Source organism: Paenibacillus sp. HJGM_3, from assembly GCF_045062745.1.
Lineage (GTDB): Bacteria > Bacillota > Bacilli > Paenibacillales > NBRC-103111 > Paenibacillus_AA.
This window is the reverse complement of sequence record NZ_JBJGED010000028.1, coordinates 1-16,017: the sequence shown is the minus strand read 5'-3', so window position 1 is coordinate 16,017 and position 16,017 is coordinate 1. Positions and strand designations below refer to the sequence as shown.

The window sequence follows — 16,017 nt, the reverse complement described above, 5'->3', positions numbered from 1 at the left end:
CAAAACCCCTCCGATCGACCGATCGTGAGGGGTTCTCCTTATCTAGGAAATAGGACTAGCGATGCAAGCGAAGCTCGATGCCCGACGGATCATGCGTGATCCACTGCTCTCCTAAGTGCTCCACGGCGATCCCGGCGTCCTGCAGCCGCTGCACGACCTCGCGCAGCGCCGAATCTTCCGGCAGCACGATCGTGTAGTAGGCGAGCCCGGTCGCATTCGCGGGGGCGAGCGGGACCCCTACGCCGGCCCAGACGTTCAGGCCGATATGGTGGTGATAGCCGCCGGCCGCGACGAACAGCGCCGAGCGGTCCATCCGCGCCTCGAGGTCGAAGCCGAGGACGTCGCAGTAAAAGGCGCCGGACCGGTCCAGGTCGGAGACGTGCAAGTGAATGTGCCCGATCGTCGTCCCTTCCGGGAGACCGGTCCACGGCTCGTCGCCGGCCTCGCTGAGCAGGCCGTCCCAATCAATCGGATCGACCGCCATGACATAGTCGCCGTTCGCGTCCCGCGTCCACTCGCTCCTCGGGCGGTCGGCATAGATCTCGATCCCGTTGTGGTCGGGATCGCTGATGTACAGCGCCTCGCTGACCAGATGGTCCGCTTGGCCGATATGGATGCCGCTCGCGATCAGGTTGCGGAGCGACCGCCCGAGCGCGGCGCGATCCGGCACGAGGATCGCGAAGTGGTACAAGCCCGCCGCCGAGCGGCGCGGCGTCACCGCGCCGTCCGGCAGCTCGTGCAGGTAGACGAGCGGTCGGACGCCGTCGGCGGTTAGCGTCGCCGTGCGGCCTTCCTCCGCGAGCGGCTTCAGACCGACCACGTCGCGATAAAATGCGGTCGATCGAGCCAGGTTCGTCACCTTGAGATGCACTTCTCCAATGGCCGCAGCCGGATGAATGCGAAATGTCATGGAAGTCGCCTTTCTCCCCTTAGTGGGGTTTCGTTCAATTGTTGCCGGACGGCTGCAGGTTGTCGCGAACCAGCGCTTCCAGCTCGGAGAGCGGGCGCACGCCGATCAGCGTGGAGACGTCTACGCCGTCGCGGAACAGCTTCAGCGTTGGGATGCTCATGATGTCATATTGGTCGGCCGTCTCGGGGTTCTCGTCTACATTCACCTTGGCGATCGTGACCGAGCCGCCCAGCTTGCCGTCGAGTTCCTCCAGGATCGGCGCGATCATTTTGCACGGGCCGCACCAAGGCGCCCAGAAGTCGACCAGCACCAAACCCTCGCTAATCGTATCTTGAAACGTAGCATCTGTAGATTTTACGATAGCCATTCCTATCCACTCCTTTATGATCTGTTTTGAACAATCAATCGATTAGCCGGTACACTCGATTCGTGCCCCTCCGCTTGGGCCCGCCGGCGGCAGGCCCCGGGGTCGAAGCTTTCTGAGCGTTCAACCGCGTCGTGAGCTCTTCGAACCAAGCCCGGTCATGCGTCTGCAGCGCCAGCTCGATCAACCCTTGCAGCTCATCCGGGGCGGAAGCCTCTTGATCCGGCAGCTTCTTCACTTTGGCGAGGCTAGCCTCCACCAGGTCGCCTACACCCTCAGCGCGGTCGCTCTGCGTAACCCATACTTTCACAAGCCCGCTGCCGGCGCTCACCGAATCCACGAAACCTATGAACCGTTCATCCTCGACCGATGCGCCGCTCACCCAATCGCCTTCCAAGATTACCTTCGTTCCTGCACTCATTTTCTTCCCCTCCTTGGGACAAACTGTTTTATTTTTGATAACAGATTGGTTACAAAAAACGAATTACGCTTTCTGTTGCTGCGCCGCTCTAACTCGGTTCAGTACATCGAGGATCGTCGTTTGCTGCAGGTAGTGAAGCAGGTGCTTCTCCGCCTCGCAAAAAATCTGATCCATGACTTCCGCCATGTTGCATGCCACGATGCAGGCGTCGTCTTCGTTGCCGGAGCACCAGCCCGGCTTGATCGAGCCGATGGAGGTCGCGCGGTAAATCTCGGACAAGTTCACTTGCTCCGGGCTAATATTCAGCATGTAGCCGCCGCCGATGCCTTCCTTCGTCGCGATATACCCGTGCTTCCGCAGACAGCTCATCACCTTGCGCAAGCGCGACGGATGGGTATTGACATTGTGGGCGATCACATCGCTGGTAGCCATACGATCCGGTAGGTTGGCTAAGTAGACCATGCTGTGTACCGCGATCGTAAATTCACTGTTCAACTTGCATCGCCCCCTTTCCTTTGCTTACTGTCATTATAATAGTTACAGTTAGAACTGTCAACATAATTTGCACAGATTGGGCGCATGCTATTCTCGTCCCCGCCGGTCATTTTACTTTCGGGGCATCTTATGGTTGTATTAAAGAAAGGAGATGATATCCATGACCACCCAAGATTCCCCCCGCGCGGTTGCGACGTTCGCCGGCGGCTGCTTCTGGTGCATGGTGAAGCCGTTCGACGAGCAGCCCGGCATCATCCGGGTCGTCTCCGGCTATACCGGCGGCCATGTGCCGAACCCGACCTATGAGCAAGTATGCTCGGACACGACCGGCCACTATGAAGCGGTGCAAATCACGTTCGACCCGACGGTGTATCCGTACGAGCGGCTGCTGGAGACGTTCTGGCGCAGCATCGATCCGACCGATCCAGGCGGGCAATTCGGAGATCGGGGCGACTCGTACCGAACGGCGATTTTCTACCATAGCGAAGAGCAAAAGGCAGCGGCGGAGCAATCCAAACGCGATCTGGCTGCAAGCGGCGACTTCTCCAAGCCGATCGTCACGCCGATTATTCCGGCCAGCCCGTTCTATCCGGCCGAGGATTACCACCAAGACTATTACAAGAAGCAGCCGATCCGCTACAAAGCCTACTATACCGGTTCCGGGCGAGAGAAGTTCCTGAAGGACCAGTGGAAGGACAAGGCGAAGGACACGGAGCTTCGCAAACGGCTTACCCCGCTCCAATATGAGGTCACGCAGAACAGCGCAACGGAGCGGCCATTCCAGAACGAATTCTGGGATCACAAGGAAGCCGGCCTCTACGTCGACATCGTTTCCGGAGAGCCGCTCTTCACCTCGCTCGACAAGTTCGACTCCGGCTGCGGCTGGCCGTCGTTCACGAAGCCGATCGAGGACAGCCGGGTGAGTGAGCATGTCGACGTGACGCACAATATGATTCGCACGGAGGTGCGCAGCAAGGACGCGGACTCCCATCTGGGCCACGTGTTCCACGACGGGCCGGGACCGACCAAGCTGCGGTATTGCATTAACTCCGCCGCGCTCCGGTTCATACCACTTGACCGGCTGGAAGCCGAAGGCTACGGGGAGTACCGGAAGTGGTTCGAAGTCCGTTCCTGACTCAGAATGTATGAATGCGCGTCCTATACGACACCGGCTCTGGATCAGAGCTTCGGTGTCGTTTTTGTGTCTATGAAGCCGCTTGGTCCCAGGGTCGAAAACGATAGCTTGGCACAACTCCGGATTGGATTTATACTAGAATTAACCAACTGCTTAGTACTTAAGAATCGTGACGTTAGGCCTATATCATCGAGTCAGGAGGGACCTTATGAGATCCTGGGGGTTATCGCTAGTTCTGGCCGCTTGTCTACTCTTCACCGGGTGCGGCGCCGATTCATCCGTCCATACCGGAGCGGGCGCCGCCCACGGCAAGCCGACGCTGGACGTGAAGCTGACGGTCACCGGCAACCAAGTGGTCGTGAAGGTTGACACCGATATGCACATCTCGGCCGAGCATCAAGGACAGGAGCGCGTCCAGGGCGAAGGGCATATCCACATGTATTTGGACAACGGAGAGAAGGTCGTCGTCGCCCAAGCCGAACAGACGCTCAAGGACGTGCCGGTCGGCAAACATACGCTCAAGGTTTCCTTACATAACAACGACCACACCCCTTACGATGTCACGAAGTCGATCGATTTTGAAATCAAATAACGGATCCTAGGAGACCCGCTGTGTTGCGAACCATCAGTCTTCAGAAACGGATCGTCATCTTCGTGACGCTCGTCACCGTCGTCATGATGTCGGTCATCGTCTCCTTCGACTCCTACAGCCTGCAGAGGTCGGTCGAGGAGACTTATGTCAGCCAGTTGAACGGCATGACCATCGCCATCAACGGCCGCTACGAGGAATCGCACTCCATTGAGGACGTGCAGCAGATTTTCGACTATATCCAATATAAGAACAACGACATTCTTGAGCTTACCCTGTACGGGAAAGACGAAATTCTCGCCTCCACGAACCGGAATCGTATAGGGCAGCCGTCTCCGCCGGAGATGATGGCCACTATGCAAGATACGGACATTCATGTCGCCCACCTGTTCGAGAATGAGAACGGCATCCCGACCGGCCTGCTCACCGCTCCGATGCGGGAAGACGGCGTGACGGTCGGGGCGATCGAGATGCTGCTCAATACGTCCGAGAATGCGGCCCTCATCAAGAAGCGGATTCGGTTCAGCGTACTCGTAGGACTCGGCATTACTTTGCTGCTGCTCGCGGTCTTGTCGCTCATTATCCGCAAGCTGCTCATTCACCCGCTTCTCCAGATCCGGCAGGCCGCCGTCTCCGTGCGGGAGGGCGCTCCGTACACCGAGATTCCGCTCGACGCCAGCCTGGAGATTCGCGAGGTCGCCACGGCCTTCAACGACATGGTGCGCAACCTCGAAGGCCGGTACAATGAATTGCAGGCAGCGATGGGCACGATCCAGCGGACGCAGAAGCAGCTCGTCGAGTCGGAGAAGATGGGAGCGCTAGGCAGCCTCGTCGCCGGCGTGTCCCACGAGATCAATACGCCGATCGGGATCGGCGTCACGGCTGCTTCCTTCATGGAAGAGAAGTCGAAGGAATTCCTCGCGCTCTACCAGGACAACAAGATGAAGCGTTCGGACCTCGAGGATTATTTGTCCGTCGTGCGTGAGACGACCGGGATGATCCAGACGAACCTGCAGCGCGCCTCCGAGCTGATCAAGAGCTTCAAGCAGGTGGCCGTCGACCGCTCGGTCGAGACGAAGCGAACGTTCGCGGTGAAAGAGTATATCCAGGAAGTGCTGATCAGCCTGCAGCCGAACCTGAAGAAGACGAAGCACCATGTGGTCGTCTCCGGTCCGGACGGCGTGGAGCTGTACAGCGACCCGGGCGCCATCTCTCAGATCGTGACCAATCTGATCATGAACTCCATCATTCATGCCTACACGCCGAACGACGAAGGCACGATTCGGATCTCGATCGAGAAGTTCCAGAAGTTCGTGAACCTCACATACAGCGACGATGGCCGGGGTATGCAGCAGGAGGTCGTGGACCAAATTTTCAATCCGTTCTTCACGACGAACCGCAGCGGAGGCGGGACCGGGCTCGGCATGCATATCGTGTACAATCTCGTCACCCAGTCGCTGGGCGGCACGATCGATTGCGAGAGCCAGGTGGGACTTGGGACTACATTTCGGATTCGCATACCAACACTACATAAGGGGTAATGGCCAATGGAGCGTGACTCGAACGAAGATTTCCTGACTTTTGCCGAGGAAGAGGATGCCCGCGGCCCGGGAGATTTCCCTGTGGAGCGGGAACCGTGGAAGCTGATCATTGTGGATGATGCCCAGGAGATCCATCACTTGACCCGCATGGTGCTGAGCGATTTCGAATTCGACGGCAGGCGGCTCGAGTTCATCAGCGCTTACTCGGAAGAGGAAGCGGTTCGCGTGCTGGGCGAGCATCCCGATGCGGCGCTGATTCTGCTCGACGTCGTCATGGAGCAGGACGATTCGGGGCTGAAGCTGGTCAAGTATATCCGCGAAGATTTGAAGTATCGGAACGTCCGTATTATTCTGCGTACCGGACAGCCCGGCCAGGCTCCGGAGCGGATCGTCATCTCGAACTACGACATTAACGATTACAAGGAGAAGACCGAGCTGACGGCGCAGAAGCTGTTCACGACCGTCATGGCTGCTCTCCGCTCTTATCGCGATATTATGGTCATCGAGCATAACAAGATCGGGCTGGAGAAGATCATTCATTCGTCGGCCGCGCTGTTCGAGCCCCAGTCGATGAAGACGTTCGCGACCGGCGTGCTGACGCAGCTGACCGCGATCCTGAATCTGCACAAGAACGCGCTGCATTGCAAGAGCTTCGCCGTCACGAAGGGCAAGGAGCAGATCTACGTGCTGGCGGCCACCGGAGACTACTCGTACGGCGATTCGGAGCATGTGCAGGACGTCGTGCCTTCCCTCGTGCTGAAGCGGATCCAGGATACGTTCCGGGAGAAGACGAGCGTGTTCTTCGACGATCATTTCTGCTGCTACTTCCAGAGCAAGACGGGCAACGAGAATGTCATCTATTTCGAAGGCGCCAAGCAGCTGAACGAATGGAACCGGTACTTGATCGAAATATACTGCTCCAATGTGTCGGTCGCCTTCGAGAACTTGTATCTGAACGAAGAGCTCGAGCTGACCCAGAAGGAAATCATCTTCACCCTTGGCGAGATCGCGGAGACGCGCTCGCAGGAGACCGGCTATCATGTCAAGCGTGTCGCCGAATACTCCAAGCTGCTCGCGCTGGGCAACGGGATGTCCGAGGAGGAGGCCGAGCTCGTCCGGCTCGCTTCCTCGATGCACGATGTCGGCAAGGTCGCTATGCCGGACGCGATTCTGAACAAGCCGGGCAAGCTGACTCCGGAGGAGTTCGAGACGATCAAGCTTCACTCCACCTACGGCTATGCGATGCTCAATCATTCGACCCGGCGGATCATTCAGGCCGCGGCCATCATCGCCCACCAGCACCACGAGAAGTACAATGGCACCGGGTACCCGAACCGGCTGGCCGGCGAGGAGATCCACATCTACGGGCGGATCACCGCCATCGCCGACGTGTTCGACGCGCTCGGCAGCGATCGGGTGTACAAGAAGGCTTGGCCGCTCGAGGACATCCTGGCGTTCTTCCGCCAGGAGCGCGGCGAGCACTTCGACCCGAAGCTCGTCGACGTGTTCTTCGCAAACCTGGACGAGATCCTCCGCGTGCGGGAGCGGTATACCGATCCCGTGCTGGAGGCGGGTAAGGTGTAGATATTATGGATGAAGAAGCTTCCAACCCGCTCGCTGTCTGCAGCCGAGTTGGAAGCTTCTTTTTGTGTCTTTTGGGGGAGTTGAGGGAGTTAGGTGTTTTTCGTGTTAATTCGGCACGTCCGACCTTCTCACCAGGCGACCTGGCTAAATCGTCTTCTCCCGCAATTCCTTCGCGGTCGTGTCCACTTCGTGCACGCCGTCCACGATGCCGCGGATGCGCAGATCCTGGTTCTCCATGCCGGCCAGAATTTGCTCCACCGTCGCCATATTCATCTCCGTCAGCGCAGAGATCGACTGCATCTCCGCCGTGATGGACTGCGACGAGGTGCGGAGCCGGCTGGCCGACTCGGCTGCGTCACCCGCGCTCGCCGCCAGCTCCACCGTGTTGCCTACCATTTCGCGCAGCGATTGCTCCATGGCGACCGACGCCTCACGTCCGGCTTGAACGGACTGCTGGCCGGCCAGGACTTGGGCAGCCACGTGCTCCGTATGGCTCGAGATGCCCTCGAGAATGCCGCCGATCTCCTCGGTGAACCGCTTGGAGTTCTCAGCAAGCTTGCGGATCTCTGTTGAGACGACCGCGAACCCCCGGCCGTGCTCGCCTGCGCGGGAAGCCTCGATCGCCGCGTTCAGGGCGAGCAGGTTCGTCTGGTTCGAGATGTCGCTGATTGTGCTCGCGAGCTCGCCGATCTGGCGGTTCTGCTCGTTCAGCTCCTGCATGAGCGCGACCGTCGTGTCCATGATGGATGTCACCTTCGCCATCTGTGCCTCGAGCAAGGCGGCCTGCTCCATGCTGGCGTCCGTCAGGACAGCGTTGGAGCTGGACAACTCCCTTAGCTTGGAGGTTGACTCGACGATCGACGCGGTCCCTTCATCCAGGATCAGGATCGAGTCGTTCGCGGCCGTCAAGCTTCTGTTGACCTGTCCCGTACTGCTCGCTACCTCGGTGAATGCCGCGGTCATTTCCTTTGAGATGATGCCTACCGAGTCCGCATGCTCCCGCAGCCCCGAGCTCGAGCGGTCGAGCGATTCCGCCGTCAGCCCTACTACATGCAGCGTTTTCTCGGTCCTGGCTTGGGCGGCGAGGGCTTGTTGATACCCTTGCTCGGCCGCGCGGCTTAACCGCTCCCCAAACACGCCCGAAGCCGTCAGTACCCCCGCGGTCAGTACGACAAACGTGTTGAGCGAGATCAAGTCCGCGCCGACGAAGTTTGCGAATATCGTATCTCTGGCCGTGAAGAAAAAATAATTGGTTAGCGCAAGCGCGAACAGACTGGATAGAAGAGTCGGGCGAAAATTGTTGTATAGCGTCGTCACTGCGATGCTGTAATAAATCAACAAATATGTAACGAAGGTGCTTGATGTAGAAAGCATAAGGTACGTGATGACCGCGAGGGAACACGCGACTATATACATCATGCCGTGAGGCAACCACCGCCGCCAGGAGATCAGCGTTGTAAGCACACCAATTGCACCGCCTCCTAACAAGAGAACAATCATACTCGCGGGAGGAGCGCCCGTCACCAAGTTCGCCGATAAGCCTAGTAAAAGCGAGAACCACAAAATATACACCATCAGTCTATTTTTTCGATGCAGCACTTCGAGTTGATCCATCTGCTCCTCTTCCTTTCTCTCTATCGAATTCTGTCGTCTATCATACCATGGATTGGAAAATAAAGTCACGTTGACAATAGGTAAATCGGCCTACCCGCTCTACTTTTCGCGTCTACAGGAATGGTGTACACTGGAAAGACTATGAAGCGCGTTTCTATTCTATGAAACGCTAGAGGAGGAGCGATTATGAAACCGATTCGATTAGGGATGATCGGCAGCGGTGACATCAGCAACCGGTTCTTCGAGCAAGCGGGCAAGCTGGAGCAGGTACAGTTCGTGGCTACGTGCGCCCGACGTCTCGAGAATGCGCAGAAAAAAGGGGCCGTGTATGGGGTCCCCCGTGCGTATGACGACTATCGGGCGATGCTGGACCAGGAGGACCTGGACGCAGTTGTCGTAACGACCCCGCATTCCGTGCATACGGAACCGGTACTGGCCGCCCTAGAGCGCGGGCTGCATGTGCTGAACGAGAAGCCGATGGCGACGAGCTTCGAAGAGTGCAAGGCGATGGTCGAGCTGGCCGACGAGCGGGGCTTGATCTTCATGAGTCTGCCGTACGATCTGAATCCGGCTTTCCTCGCCGCCGCTGACTTCGTGAACGAACGGTATATCGGCAAAATTACCGGGGCCGAAGCGAACCTCTCTTTGCCGGGCCCGCCGCGGGACAATTGGTACTACGACAAGTCGGTCGCCCATGGGGGCGCGGTGCTCGACTGTCTCGTCTATCCCGTCAGCCGGCTCGTCGGCCTGCTCGGTCCGGCCGTCAGCGTCATGGCGGAGGTGAATACGCTCATTCCGAAGCGGATCGTCGGCGGGGGCAAGCTTGTGGACAGCGACGTGGACGACAACGTTACGCTGATCGTCCAGTTTGAGGGCGGCCAGCAAGCGGTCATCCGCACGCTGTGGGGTACCTCGTTCGTGCTCAACAATACGCTGGTGTTCGGCCGAAACGGCACCGTGGCCTTGAACGACAGCGGCTTGCCGCTTGTGGTGCATGCGCCCAATGTACCGGTGCCGGATGCGGAGCCGGTCACGTGGCGGGGGCTGCAGGACTGCTATGTGCCACGCAGTGCGATCGCCTCGCACCCCGAGGTGAGCATCATGGGGCACTTCATTCAGTGCCTGCGCGACGGTGTGGTCCCTGTGCAGTCGGGCCGGCAGCAGCTGCACGTGCACGAGATCATGTTCGGCACCTACCGGTCGGCGGAGACGGGCGCGCGTTATAGCTTGACGACGTCGTTCACGCCATGGAACAAGCTGGACCCCACGATTTTCGATACGCGGAGCGAGTTTATTTGATCGCGTGGGCGGGGCTGTAGAGTAGAAATGTTACTTTGGAGTGATCCGATTCGCGGTTGACGGGGCTGTAGAGTAGAATAGTTACTTTGGAGCGGGCGCATTCGCGGTTGGCGGGGCTATAGAGTAGAATAGTTACTTTGGAGCGGGCGCATTCGCGGTTGGCGGGGCTGTAGAGTAGAATAGTTACTTTGGAGCGGGCGCATTCGCGGTTGGCGGGGCTGTAGAGTAGAATAGTTTAGTTTGGACGGGCGCATTCGCGGTTGGCGGGGCTGTAGAGTAGAATAGTTACTTTGGAGCGGGCGCATTCGCGGTTGGCGGGGCTGTAGAGCGGTGATGGTAACGTCATAATGGGTTACTTTGGAGCGTGGGGGCTAAGGTCAAGAACCGGCTTATCCCCTCCTTCAGCTAACTCACCGCCTAGTAACAAGACTTTTCCGGCTTATTCCCGCCTCTAGACCTCTCCCCCGCCCAGTAACACGACTTTTCCGGCTTATCCCCTCCTCCAGACCACCTCACAACCCAGTAAAACGATTTTTCCGGCTTATTCCCTCCTCCAGACCACCTTACCGCCCAGTAACACGACTTTTCCGGCTTAGTCCCTCCTCCAGACCTCTCGACCGCCCAGTAACACGACTTTTCCGGCTTAACATGTATCGGTACACTCTCCCGTTGCGTCGGGATTCATTCGGGTGTTTATTCCTATCCCTCCCGGTAAATACTTGTATCCGGAGGTGGTAAGCATGGATCAATTTACCTATAAAGTTGATACTATAATCAAAAATTTAAGCCTGGACGCAGTCATGATTTCCTCATTAATCGAGAGGGGAGAAATCAAAACTGAAATTCGGAATGGAATTGTATATACCGATGATCTTGGATTTCAAATCGTGAAAGATTTTGACGATCATGAACTTAACTAAAAGGGAGGAATATCATGCCTAGGGAAATGAATGAATTCAACAATGCAAATGGCGATAACCCCGAATCACCGATAGATCATGCAATAAAGAAGGATACTAAGCTGATTGGAGAACAAGCTCTAGAAAACGATATCGTAGAAGTGGAAGAGCAAGGCCGATATTTTGATGAGTCGCCTTAAGATCAGCATCTATGGAAAAATTCTCGTATACAAAAACGCCTCCTGCGCTAAGTGCTAAGTGCAGAAGGCGTTTCGCTTATTGCGCGCGATCCCGCGACTAATCGCGGATCTCGGCGATGATCTCGATCTCCACCGGCGTGTGGAACGGCAGCTCGCTCGTCCCGATCGCGGAGCGGGCATGCTTGCCGCTCTCGCCGAAGATGTCGACGAGCAGGTTCGACGCGCCGTTCATGACGATCGGCTGGTCGGCGAAGCCCGGCGCGCTGTTGACGAAGCCGAGCAGCTTCACGATGCGGACAACGCGGTCCAAGTCGCCGAGGTAGCCCTTCATGACGGCGATGCAATTCAGGATCGTCTGCCTGGCCGCTTCCTGGCCCTGCTCGATCGTGATCTCGCGGCCGAGCTTGCCCTCGTAGATGAGCACGCCGTTCGCGTCCCGGCAATCCTGGCCGGACAAGTAGATCAGGTTGCCGGTGCGGTTACAAGGAACATACGTAAACCGCGCCGGCGGGGGTGGGGGCAAGACGAGACCGAGCTCTTCGAGGCGTTTTTCAATTTGTGCCATGGGGGCACCTCCAAATTCATAATAGATTTAGTGATGATGCCGGCAGCAATGCTGAGCGCGGATCAATGTGCCCTCGCGTGCTTGCGTATGCTGCTTGCCGCTTAGCGTGAGCACGCCGTTCACCAGCACATGGCTCATGCCTTCGGGATATTGGCGCGGCTCTTCGAACGTCGCGCGATCCTCGATCGTATCCGGATCAAAGACGGCCACATCCGCGATGTAGCCGGGCACGAGCAGCCCGCGCTTGCCGAGCTTGAACCGCTGCACGGGGAAGGACGTGACCTTGCGCACCGCCTGCTCGAGCGACAGCACCTTGTGCTCGCGTACATACTTGGCGAACACGCGCGGGAACGTGCCGTACAGCCGGGGATGCGGCTTGCCGGTCTCGCACGTGAGGCTGTCGGAGGCGATGAGCGACTTCTCGTAGCCGATCACCTGCTTCACGTCATCGTCGGACATGTGGAAGTAGACGATCGAGATGCGCCCGTCTTCCTCCAGCAGCAGGTCGAGCATGCAGTCGACCGGATACTGGCCGCGCAGCTCGCTGATCTCGGCGATCGACTTTCCCTCCAAGCCGAGATTCGCTTCCGTATGGACAGCCGAGACGATGACGCTGCTCCAGCCGGTGGAGCAGACGAGGTTGTCCCAGTCGTCCTGCTCCTCGCCGAGCTCCCGGCGGATGCGCGCCCGCAGCTCCGGCTCGCGGAACCGCGCGAGCGCACTCTCGATGCCGCCCTCGAGCACCCAGGGCGGCAGCACGGTCGTGAGCGTCGTGGACCCGGCATTGTACGGGTACACGTCGCACGTCACATCCATGCCGCGCGACCGCGCGTCCTCGATCAGCTCCAAGGCGTCGATCACCTGGCCCCAGTTGCGTTTGCCCGCCGCCTTCAGGTGGCTGACGTGGAGCGACACGCCGGCCTTCTCGGCGATCCAGATCACTTCGCGCACGGACGGCAGCAGGTTGTTGCCTTCGCCGCGGATATGCGTGGAGAACAAGCCGCCGTACTTCGGCAGCACCGAGCAGAGCTCGGCGATCTCTTCCTTTGACGTATAGCTGCCCGGTGCATACAGCAGACCGATGGACAGGCCGATCGCGCCGGCCTTCATCCCTTCCTCGAGCAGCTCCTTCATCCGGGTGAGCTCCGCCGAGGTGGCCGGCCGGTTGGCGAAGCCCATCACCGAGATGCGCAGCGCGCCATGCGCGACGTACGTCGCCATATTCTCGGACGGGTTCAGGCGGGCGACCGACTCCATGTACTCCTCGACGGACGACCACGGCCACTCCCACTTCGTCTTGCCGAGCACCGGCTGCACGTAGCTCTGCAGCAGCTCGCCCTGGCTGCGCACGTACGGCGCCGGCGCCAGCCCGCAGTTGCCGACGACCTCGGTAGTGACACCCTGCTGCAGCTTGATCTCGCTCCCCGGATGATCGAAGATCATCAGGTCGGAATGGCAGTGCCCGTCGATGAACCCGGGGGCGATGACTTGCCCGTGCACATCGATGACGCGGAGTGCTTCCAGATCGAGCCGGCCGACCGCCGCAATGACGCCGTCCTTGATGCCGACATCGCCGTGTTGCCAAGGGTTGCCGGTCCCGTCGACGATCCGGCCGTTTTTCAAGATGAGATCCAGCATAGCTCGTTCCCTCCTATTCCACCATACCTCGACCCAACACCGGCACCCGCTCCAGCACCAGCTCCTCTTCGTCCAGCAGCCCGACTCCAACCCCCGAGCCGCCCGAGCCGCCGGAGCCACCGGAACCGCCCGCACCAATCGCAGCAGCCGAACCCCCCGAACGGCTCGAACCGCTTACCCCATCCGCCCCGCCGGAGTAAGCCAGCACAACCGAGTTGTGCAGGTTCACCGTGCTGCAGATGTGGTTCGGGATGATCGCCAGGCGATCCCCGACCTGCGGGTTCGCCGCCTGCGCGGCCGGTCCGAGCCGCAGCATGCCGTGCTCCTCCGACAGCCGCTCCAGCACGGCGTCGTCCAGCCCGACCACGCGGCCGAAGCCGACGAGCCCGAGCGGCGCCGTGTTCGGCGGCACGTCCGTCGCGAACGTCTTGCTGCCGCCGTCGATGACGACGAGCTCCGGCGACGGGCGGCTCACGACCGTCACGTGCACGGTGCCCGCGCAGTCGTCGAGCGAGCAGACGCCGAGCTTCGCCTGCATCGCATCGTGAAACACGTACGTGCCGGGGCGAATCTCCGTCACGCCCGGCACGGCCGCGGCATACGCCGACGTCGGCGTCGAGCCGACGCTCACATCCGCGATCGGCAAGCCTTCGGCGCGCATCCGCTCGGCCAGCTCCGCCATAAGCGTCCCTTCCTCGCGGCCGGCCGCCTCGAGATCGAGCGTCGCCTGGCCCTTCAGCATCGCACCGCGGAACGTGTAGATCCCCGTCAGCCGCAGATGCGGCAGCGCATGAATGCGATGGGCGAGCGCAACCGCGTCGTCATACAGCACGCCCGTCCGGCGCAGCCCGGTGTCGATCTCGAGCCGCACCTGCAGCGCGTGACCGTGACGACCGGCCGTCTCGGACAACCGCGTCGCCCCTTCCAGGCTGTCGACGCCCAGGATCAGCTCGATCCGTTCGCTGAGACGAATAGCCCGCTCGATTTTGCTCACCCTAATCAACGGGTAGGCGATGAAAATATTAGTAATGCCATGCTCCGCCATCACTTCCGCTTCCGACACCTTCGCCACCGTGATGCCCGGTGCGCCGGCAGCGAGCTGCAGCTCGGCGATACGCGGGAGCTTGTGCGTCTTCGTGTGCGGACGCAGCTTCACTCCATGCTGGCCGGCGACTTGCGCCATCCGCGCGATATTGCGCGCCATGCGGGTCGTGTCGATCACGACGCACGGCGTCTCCAGCCCTTCCCATGCTTTCGATACGCTCACCATATTAAGACAGGCTCCCTTCCCCATTGCTCTTAATTTCTTCCAGATAGTTATAGAGCGTGTACTTGGAGATGTTCAAATACTGGCAAATTTTCTCGCCGCCCTTCTTCACGAGCAGGGCGCCCTTGCCGTCGAGCAGTTGGATCATGCGCATTTTGTCTTCCTTCAGCATATGCGCCACCGGCTTGCCCACCTGATCCTGCGCTTCCTGCAGCAAGGCGTCCAGCAGATCGGTGACGTTGCTCACGAACGATTCCTTCACGACCTGGGAAGGCCCGGCCATCGTAAGCGATTGCAGCGTCTTCTCAGCCATAAGCAAGCCGGTAATGTCATAGTTGATGCACAGGGAGCCGATCGTCGCACCGCTCTTGTCCTTCATATAGATCGAGGAGGAGCGCAGCATACGGCCGTCCTTCGTCTGGGTCACATAGTTGAACTTGTTGCCGTTATTCTCCGTGCCGCGCAGAATTTCCAACCCCAGATTCGTACCCGGGTCCCCGACCTTCCGCCCGGTTATGTGCCCGTTCTCGATCGCCACGATCGTACTGTCGTAAGGCCGACGCAAGTCGTGCAGCACCACCTCGCAGTCCGAGCCGAACTGTGCCGCGAGTCCCCGAACCAGATCTTGCAGAAACTCGAATTCATCCGTTACGGACTCCAATTCGCCTCACATCCTTTGGGAACGATGATTCTCGAGAAGAAGTCTATCACAAACCCCATCCGATTCAAACAAAAAGTTTGTTTACCAGAAAAAAAGTATGTTTTCGCAAACCCGGCTATGATACGATAACATGCATCGGTGAAAGCGCGCCCAATTGGGCGTCCACACCATTCTCAAGCGGAAGGAGCTGCCGCATGCAACGCTGGATGGCCAAATCCCTGAAACGCAAGCTATCACTCTTCCTGCTCCTCGCCCTCTCGCTGCCTCTCGTCAGCACGGGATTCGTCTCCTATCAGATCGCGGCGTCCATCACGGAGAAGAACGCGAAGGAAGCCGGATTGAATACACTGAAGCAGATTAAGGACAAGTTGGAGTTCGTCATTCAGGACGTCGAGAACATGTCGATCTACCTGATCGGCGAGAAGGAGATCCAGTTCTACCTGAGCAACAACGAGGATGACGTCGTCCGCTACTCGTTAATTATCGGGACGCTAACGAATCTGGCCTTTTCCAAAAAATACATCTCGAATATTACGATTACGCCCCATAATGGCAAGCCGTCGCTGTCGAACTCCACGATCCTGCAAACGGAACTGCCGGCCCTTCTGGAGCAAAACGAAGCCGTCTACCGGAACCAGCCCAAATGGTGGTCCCCGCTCTACGAGAATCAGACGACCGATGGGCTGAAGCGCGTCGTCTCTCTCGTCCGCAACGTGCGCAACATCTATACGTTCCGGGAGATGGGCCGACTCTCGATCAGCCTCGACCAGCAGGAGCTCGGGCGGTTCCTTCAGGAAGCCGGCTGGGAGCCGCGAGGCCAAGTGCTGCTGCTGGA

Annotated in this window: 16 protein-coding genes and 1 pseudogene; 8 read left to right on the top strand and 9 right to left on the bottom strand. The window is 59.0% G+C overall.

All coding sequences use genetic code 11. From position 1 onward, the window contains the following. Positions 1 to 55: 55 nt before the first annotated feature. From ACI5FR_RS25675 to ACI5FR_RS25660, 4 genes are all read right to left on the bottom strand, one after another. Positions 56 to 910, bottom strand: a complete 855-nt coding sequence (locus ACI5FR_RS25675; RefSeq protein WP_405459739.1) for a VOC family protein — start codon at positions 908 to 910, stop codon at positions 56 to 58. Positions 911 to 944: 34 nt separating this feature from the next. Continuing rightward, a complete protein-coding gene (trxA, locus tag ACI5FR_RS25670) occupies positions 945 to 1,277 on the bottom strand; it encodes a thioredoxin (RefSeq protein WP_405459737.1) in 333 nt (110 codons plus the stop codon). A 34-nt stretch (positions 1,278 to 1,311) separates the two neighbouring features. Further along, positions 1,312 to 1,695, bottom strand: coding sequence for an IDEAL domain-containing protein (locus ACI5FR_RS25665; RefSeq protein ID WP_405459735.1), 384 nt, complete (start codon positions 1,693 to 1,695; stop codon positions 1,312 to 1,314). Between the two features lie 63 nt (positions 1,696 to 1,758). After that, on the bottom strand, positions 1,759 to 2,190 hold the full coding sequence (locus ACI5FR_RS25660; protein ID WP_405459732.1) for an RrF2 family transcriptional regulator: 432 nt from the start codon (positions 2,188 to 2,190) through the stop codon (positions 1,759 to 1,761). Positions 2,191 to 2,350: 160 nt separating this feature from the next. On the opposite strand from ACI5FR_RS25660, the gene msrA reads away from it, so the two are divergent. From msrA to ACI5FR_RS25640, 4 genes are all read left to right on the top strand, one after another. Beyond that, positions 2,351 to 3,325 carry a peptide-methionine (S)-S-oxide reductase MsrA gene (gene msrA / locus ACI5FR_RS25655; protein WP_405459730.1) on the top strand — a complete coding sequence of 325 codons (975 nt, stop codon included), beginning with the start codon at positions 2,351 to 2,353 and terminating at the stop codon, positions 3,323 to 3,325. A 208-nt stretch (positions 3,326 to 3,533) separates the two neighbouring features. Continuing rightward, entirely contained in the window at positions 3,534 to 3,917 is a 384-nt protein-coding gene (locus tag ACI5FR_RS25650) for a hypothetical protein (RefSeq protein ID WP_405459728.1), read from the top strand. A 20-nt stretch (positions 3,918 to 3,937) separates the two neighbouring features. Continuing rightward, complete coding sequence (locus tag ACI5FR_RS25645) at positions 3,938 to 5,455, top strand: sensor histidine kinase (RefSeq protein WP_405459725.1); 1,518 nt, start codon at positions 3,938 to 3,940, stop codon at positions 5,453 to 5,455. A 6-nt stretch (positions 5,456 to 5,461) separates the two neighbouring features. Then, positions 5,462 to 7,039 (top strand): DUF3369 domain-containing protein, encoded by a 1,578-nt coding sequence (locus ACI5FR_RS25640; protein ID WP_405459723.1) that lies wholly within the window; start codon positions 5,462 to 5,464, stop codon positions 7,037 to 7,039. Between the two features lie 144 nt (positions 7,040 to 7,183). Here the strand turns inward: ACI5FR_RS25640 and ACI5FR_RS25635 are convergent, their stop codons facing one another. Continuing rightward, entirely contained in the window at positions 7,184 to 8,653 is a 1,470-nt protein-coding gene (locus tag ACI5FR_RS25635; protein ID WP_405459721.1) for a methyl-accepting chemotaxis protein, read from the bottom strand. Positions 8,654 to 8,839: 186 nt separating this feature from the next. Here ACI5FR_RS25635 and ACI5FR_RS25630 point away from each other — a divergent pair, with 186 nt between their 5' ends. From ACI5FR_RS25630 to ACI5FR_RS25620, 3 genes are all read left to right on the top strand, one after another. Continuing rightward, the gene (locus ACI5FR_RS25630) at positions 8,840 to 9,952 is read left to right on the top strand and encodes a Gfo/Idh/MocA family protein (protein ID WP_405459719.1); all 1,113 of its coding nucleotides are present in this window, start codon (positions 8,840 to 8,842) and stop codon (positions 9,950 to 9,952) included. A gap of 740 nt (positions 9,953 to 10,692) precedes the next feature. Further along, positions 10,693 to 10,872, top strand: a complete 180-nt coding sequence (locus ACI5FR_RS25625; protein WP_405459716.1) for a hypothetical protein — start codon at positions 10,693 to 10,695, stop codon at positions 10,870 to 10,872. A 14-nt stretch (positions 10,873 to 10,886) separates the two neighbouring features. Beyond that, the gene (locus tag ACI5FR_RS25620) at positions 10,887 to 11,051 is read left to right on the top strand and encodes a hypothetical protein (protein WP_405459713.1); all 165 of its coding nucleotides are present in this window, start codon (positions 10,887 to 10,889) and stop codon (positions 11,049 to 11,051) included. A gap of 97 nt (positions 11,052 to 11,148) precedes the next feature. On the opposite strand, the gene ACI5FR_RS25615 is transcribed toward ACI5FR_RS25620, so the two are convergent. From ACI5FR_RS25615 to ACI5FR_RS25600, 4 genes are read right to left on the bottom strand one after another with little or no spacing between them, the layout of a single operon-like run. Next, a complete protein-coding gene (locus tag ACI5FR_RS25615; protein ID WP_405459711.1) occupies positions 11,149 to 11,616 on the bottom strand; it encodes a RidA family protein in 468 nt (155 codons plus the stop codon). A gap of 27 nt (positions 11,617 to 11,643) precedes the next feature. Further along, complete coding sequence (locus ACI5FR_RS25610; RefSeq protein ID WP_405459709.1) at positions 11,644 to 13,254, bottom strand: N-acyl-D-amino-acid deacylase family protein; 1,611 nt, start codon at positions 13,252 to 13,254, stop codon at positions 11,644 to 11,646. A 13-nt stretch (positions 13,255 to 13,267) separates the two neighbouring features. After that, positions 13,268 to 14,524: an alanine racemase gene (locus ACI5FR_RS25605; RefSeq protein WP_405459707.1), complete on the bottom strand. Its 1,257-nt coding sequence runs from the start codon at positions 14,522 to 14,524 to the stop codon at positions 13,268 to 13,270. Position 14,525: 1 nt separating this feature from the next. Next, positions 14,526 to 15,182: a helix-turn-helix transcriptional regulator gene (locus tag ACI5FR_RS25600; protein ID WP_405459705.1), complete on the bottom strand. Its 657-nt coding sequence runs from the start codon at positions 15,180 to 15,182 to the stop codon at positions 14,526 to 14,528. Between the two features lie 194 nt (positions 15,183 to 15,376). On the opposite strand from ACI5FR_RS25600, the pseudogene ACI5FR_RS25595 reads away from it, so the two are divergent. Continuing rightward, positions 15,377 to 16,017: pseudogene (locus tag ACI5FR_RS25595) on the top strand (sensor histidine kinase); the annotation flags it as partial.

Bases quoted from the DNA above. Each gene is read 5' to 3' on its own strand.
- ACI5FR_RS25675 (WP_405459739.1), bottom strand. From the start codon at position 910: ATGACATTTCGCATTCATCCGGCTGCGGCCATTGGAGAAGTGCATCTC.
- trxA (WP_405459737.1), bottom strand. From the start codon at position 1,277: ATGGCTATCGTAAAATCTACAGATGCTACGTTTCAAGATACGATTAGC.
- ACI5FR_RS25665 (WP_405459735.1), bottom strand. From the start codon at position 1,695: ATGAGTGCAGGAACGAAGGTAATCTTGGAAGGCGATTGGGTGAGCGGC.
- msrA (WP_405459730.1), top strand. From the start codon at position 2,351: ATGACCACCCAAGATTCCCCCCGCGCGGTTGCGACGTTCGCCGGCGGC.
- ACI5FR_RS25650 (WP_405459728.1), top strand. From the start codon at position 3,534: ATGAGATCCTGGGGGTTATCGCTAGTTCTGGCCGCTTGTCTACTCTTC.
- ACI5FR_RS25640 (WP_405459723.1), top strand. From the start codon at position 5,462: ATGGAGCGTGACTCGAACGAAGATTTCCTGACTTTTGCCGAGGAAGAG.
- ACI5FR_RS25635 (WP_405459721.1), bottom strand. From the start codon at position 8,653: ATGGATCAACTCGAAGTGCTGCATCGAAAAAATAGACTGATGGTGTAT.
- ACI5FR_RS25630 (WP_405459719.1), top strand. From the start codon at position 8,840: ATGAAACCGATTCGATTAGGGATGATCGGCAGCGGTGACATCAGCAAC.
- ACI5FR_RS25625 (WP_405459716.1), top strand. From the start codon at position 10,693: ATGGATCAATTTACCTATAAAGTTGATACTATAATCAAAAATTTAAGC.
- ACI5FR_RS25620 (WP_405459713.1), top strand. From the start codon at position 10,887: ATGCCTAGGGAAATGAATGAATTCAACAATGCAAATGGCGATAACCCC.
- ACI5FR_RS25615 (WP_405459711.1), bottom strand. From the start codon at position 11,616: ATGGCACAAATTGAAAAACGCCTCGAAGAGCTCGGTCTCGTCTTGCCC.
- ACI5FR_RS25610 (WP_405459709.1), bottom strand. From the start codon at position 13,254: ATGCTGGATCTCATCTTGAAAAACGGCCGGATCGTCGACGGGACCGGC.
- ACI5FR_RS25605 (WP_405459707.1), bottom strand. From the start codon at position 14,524: ATGGTGAGCGTATCGAAAGCATGGGAAGGGCTGGAGACGCCGTGCGTC.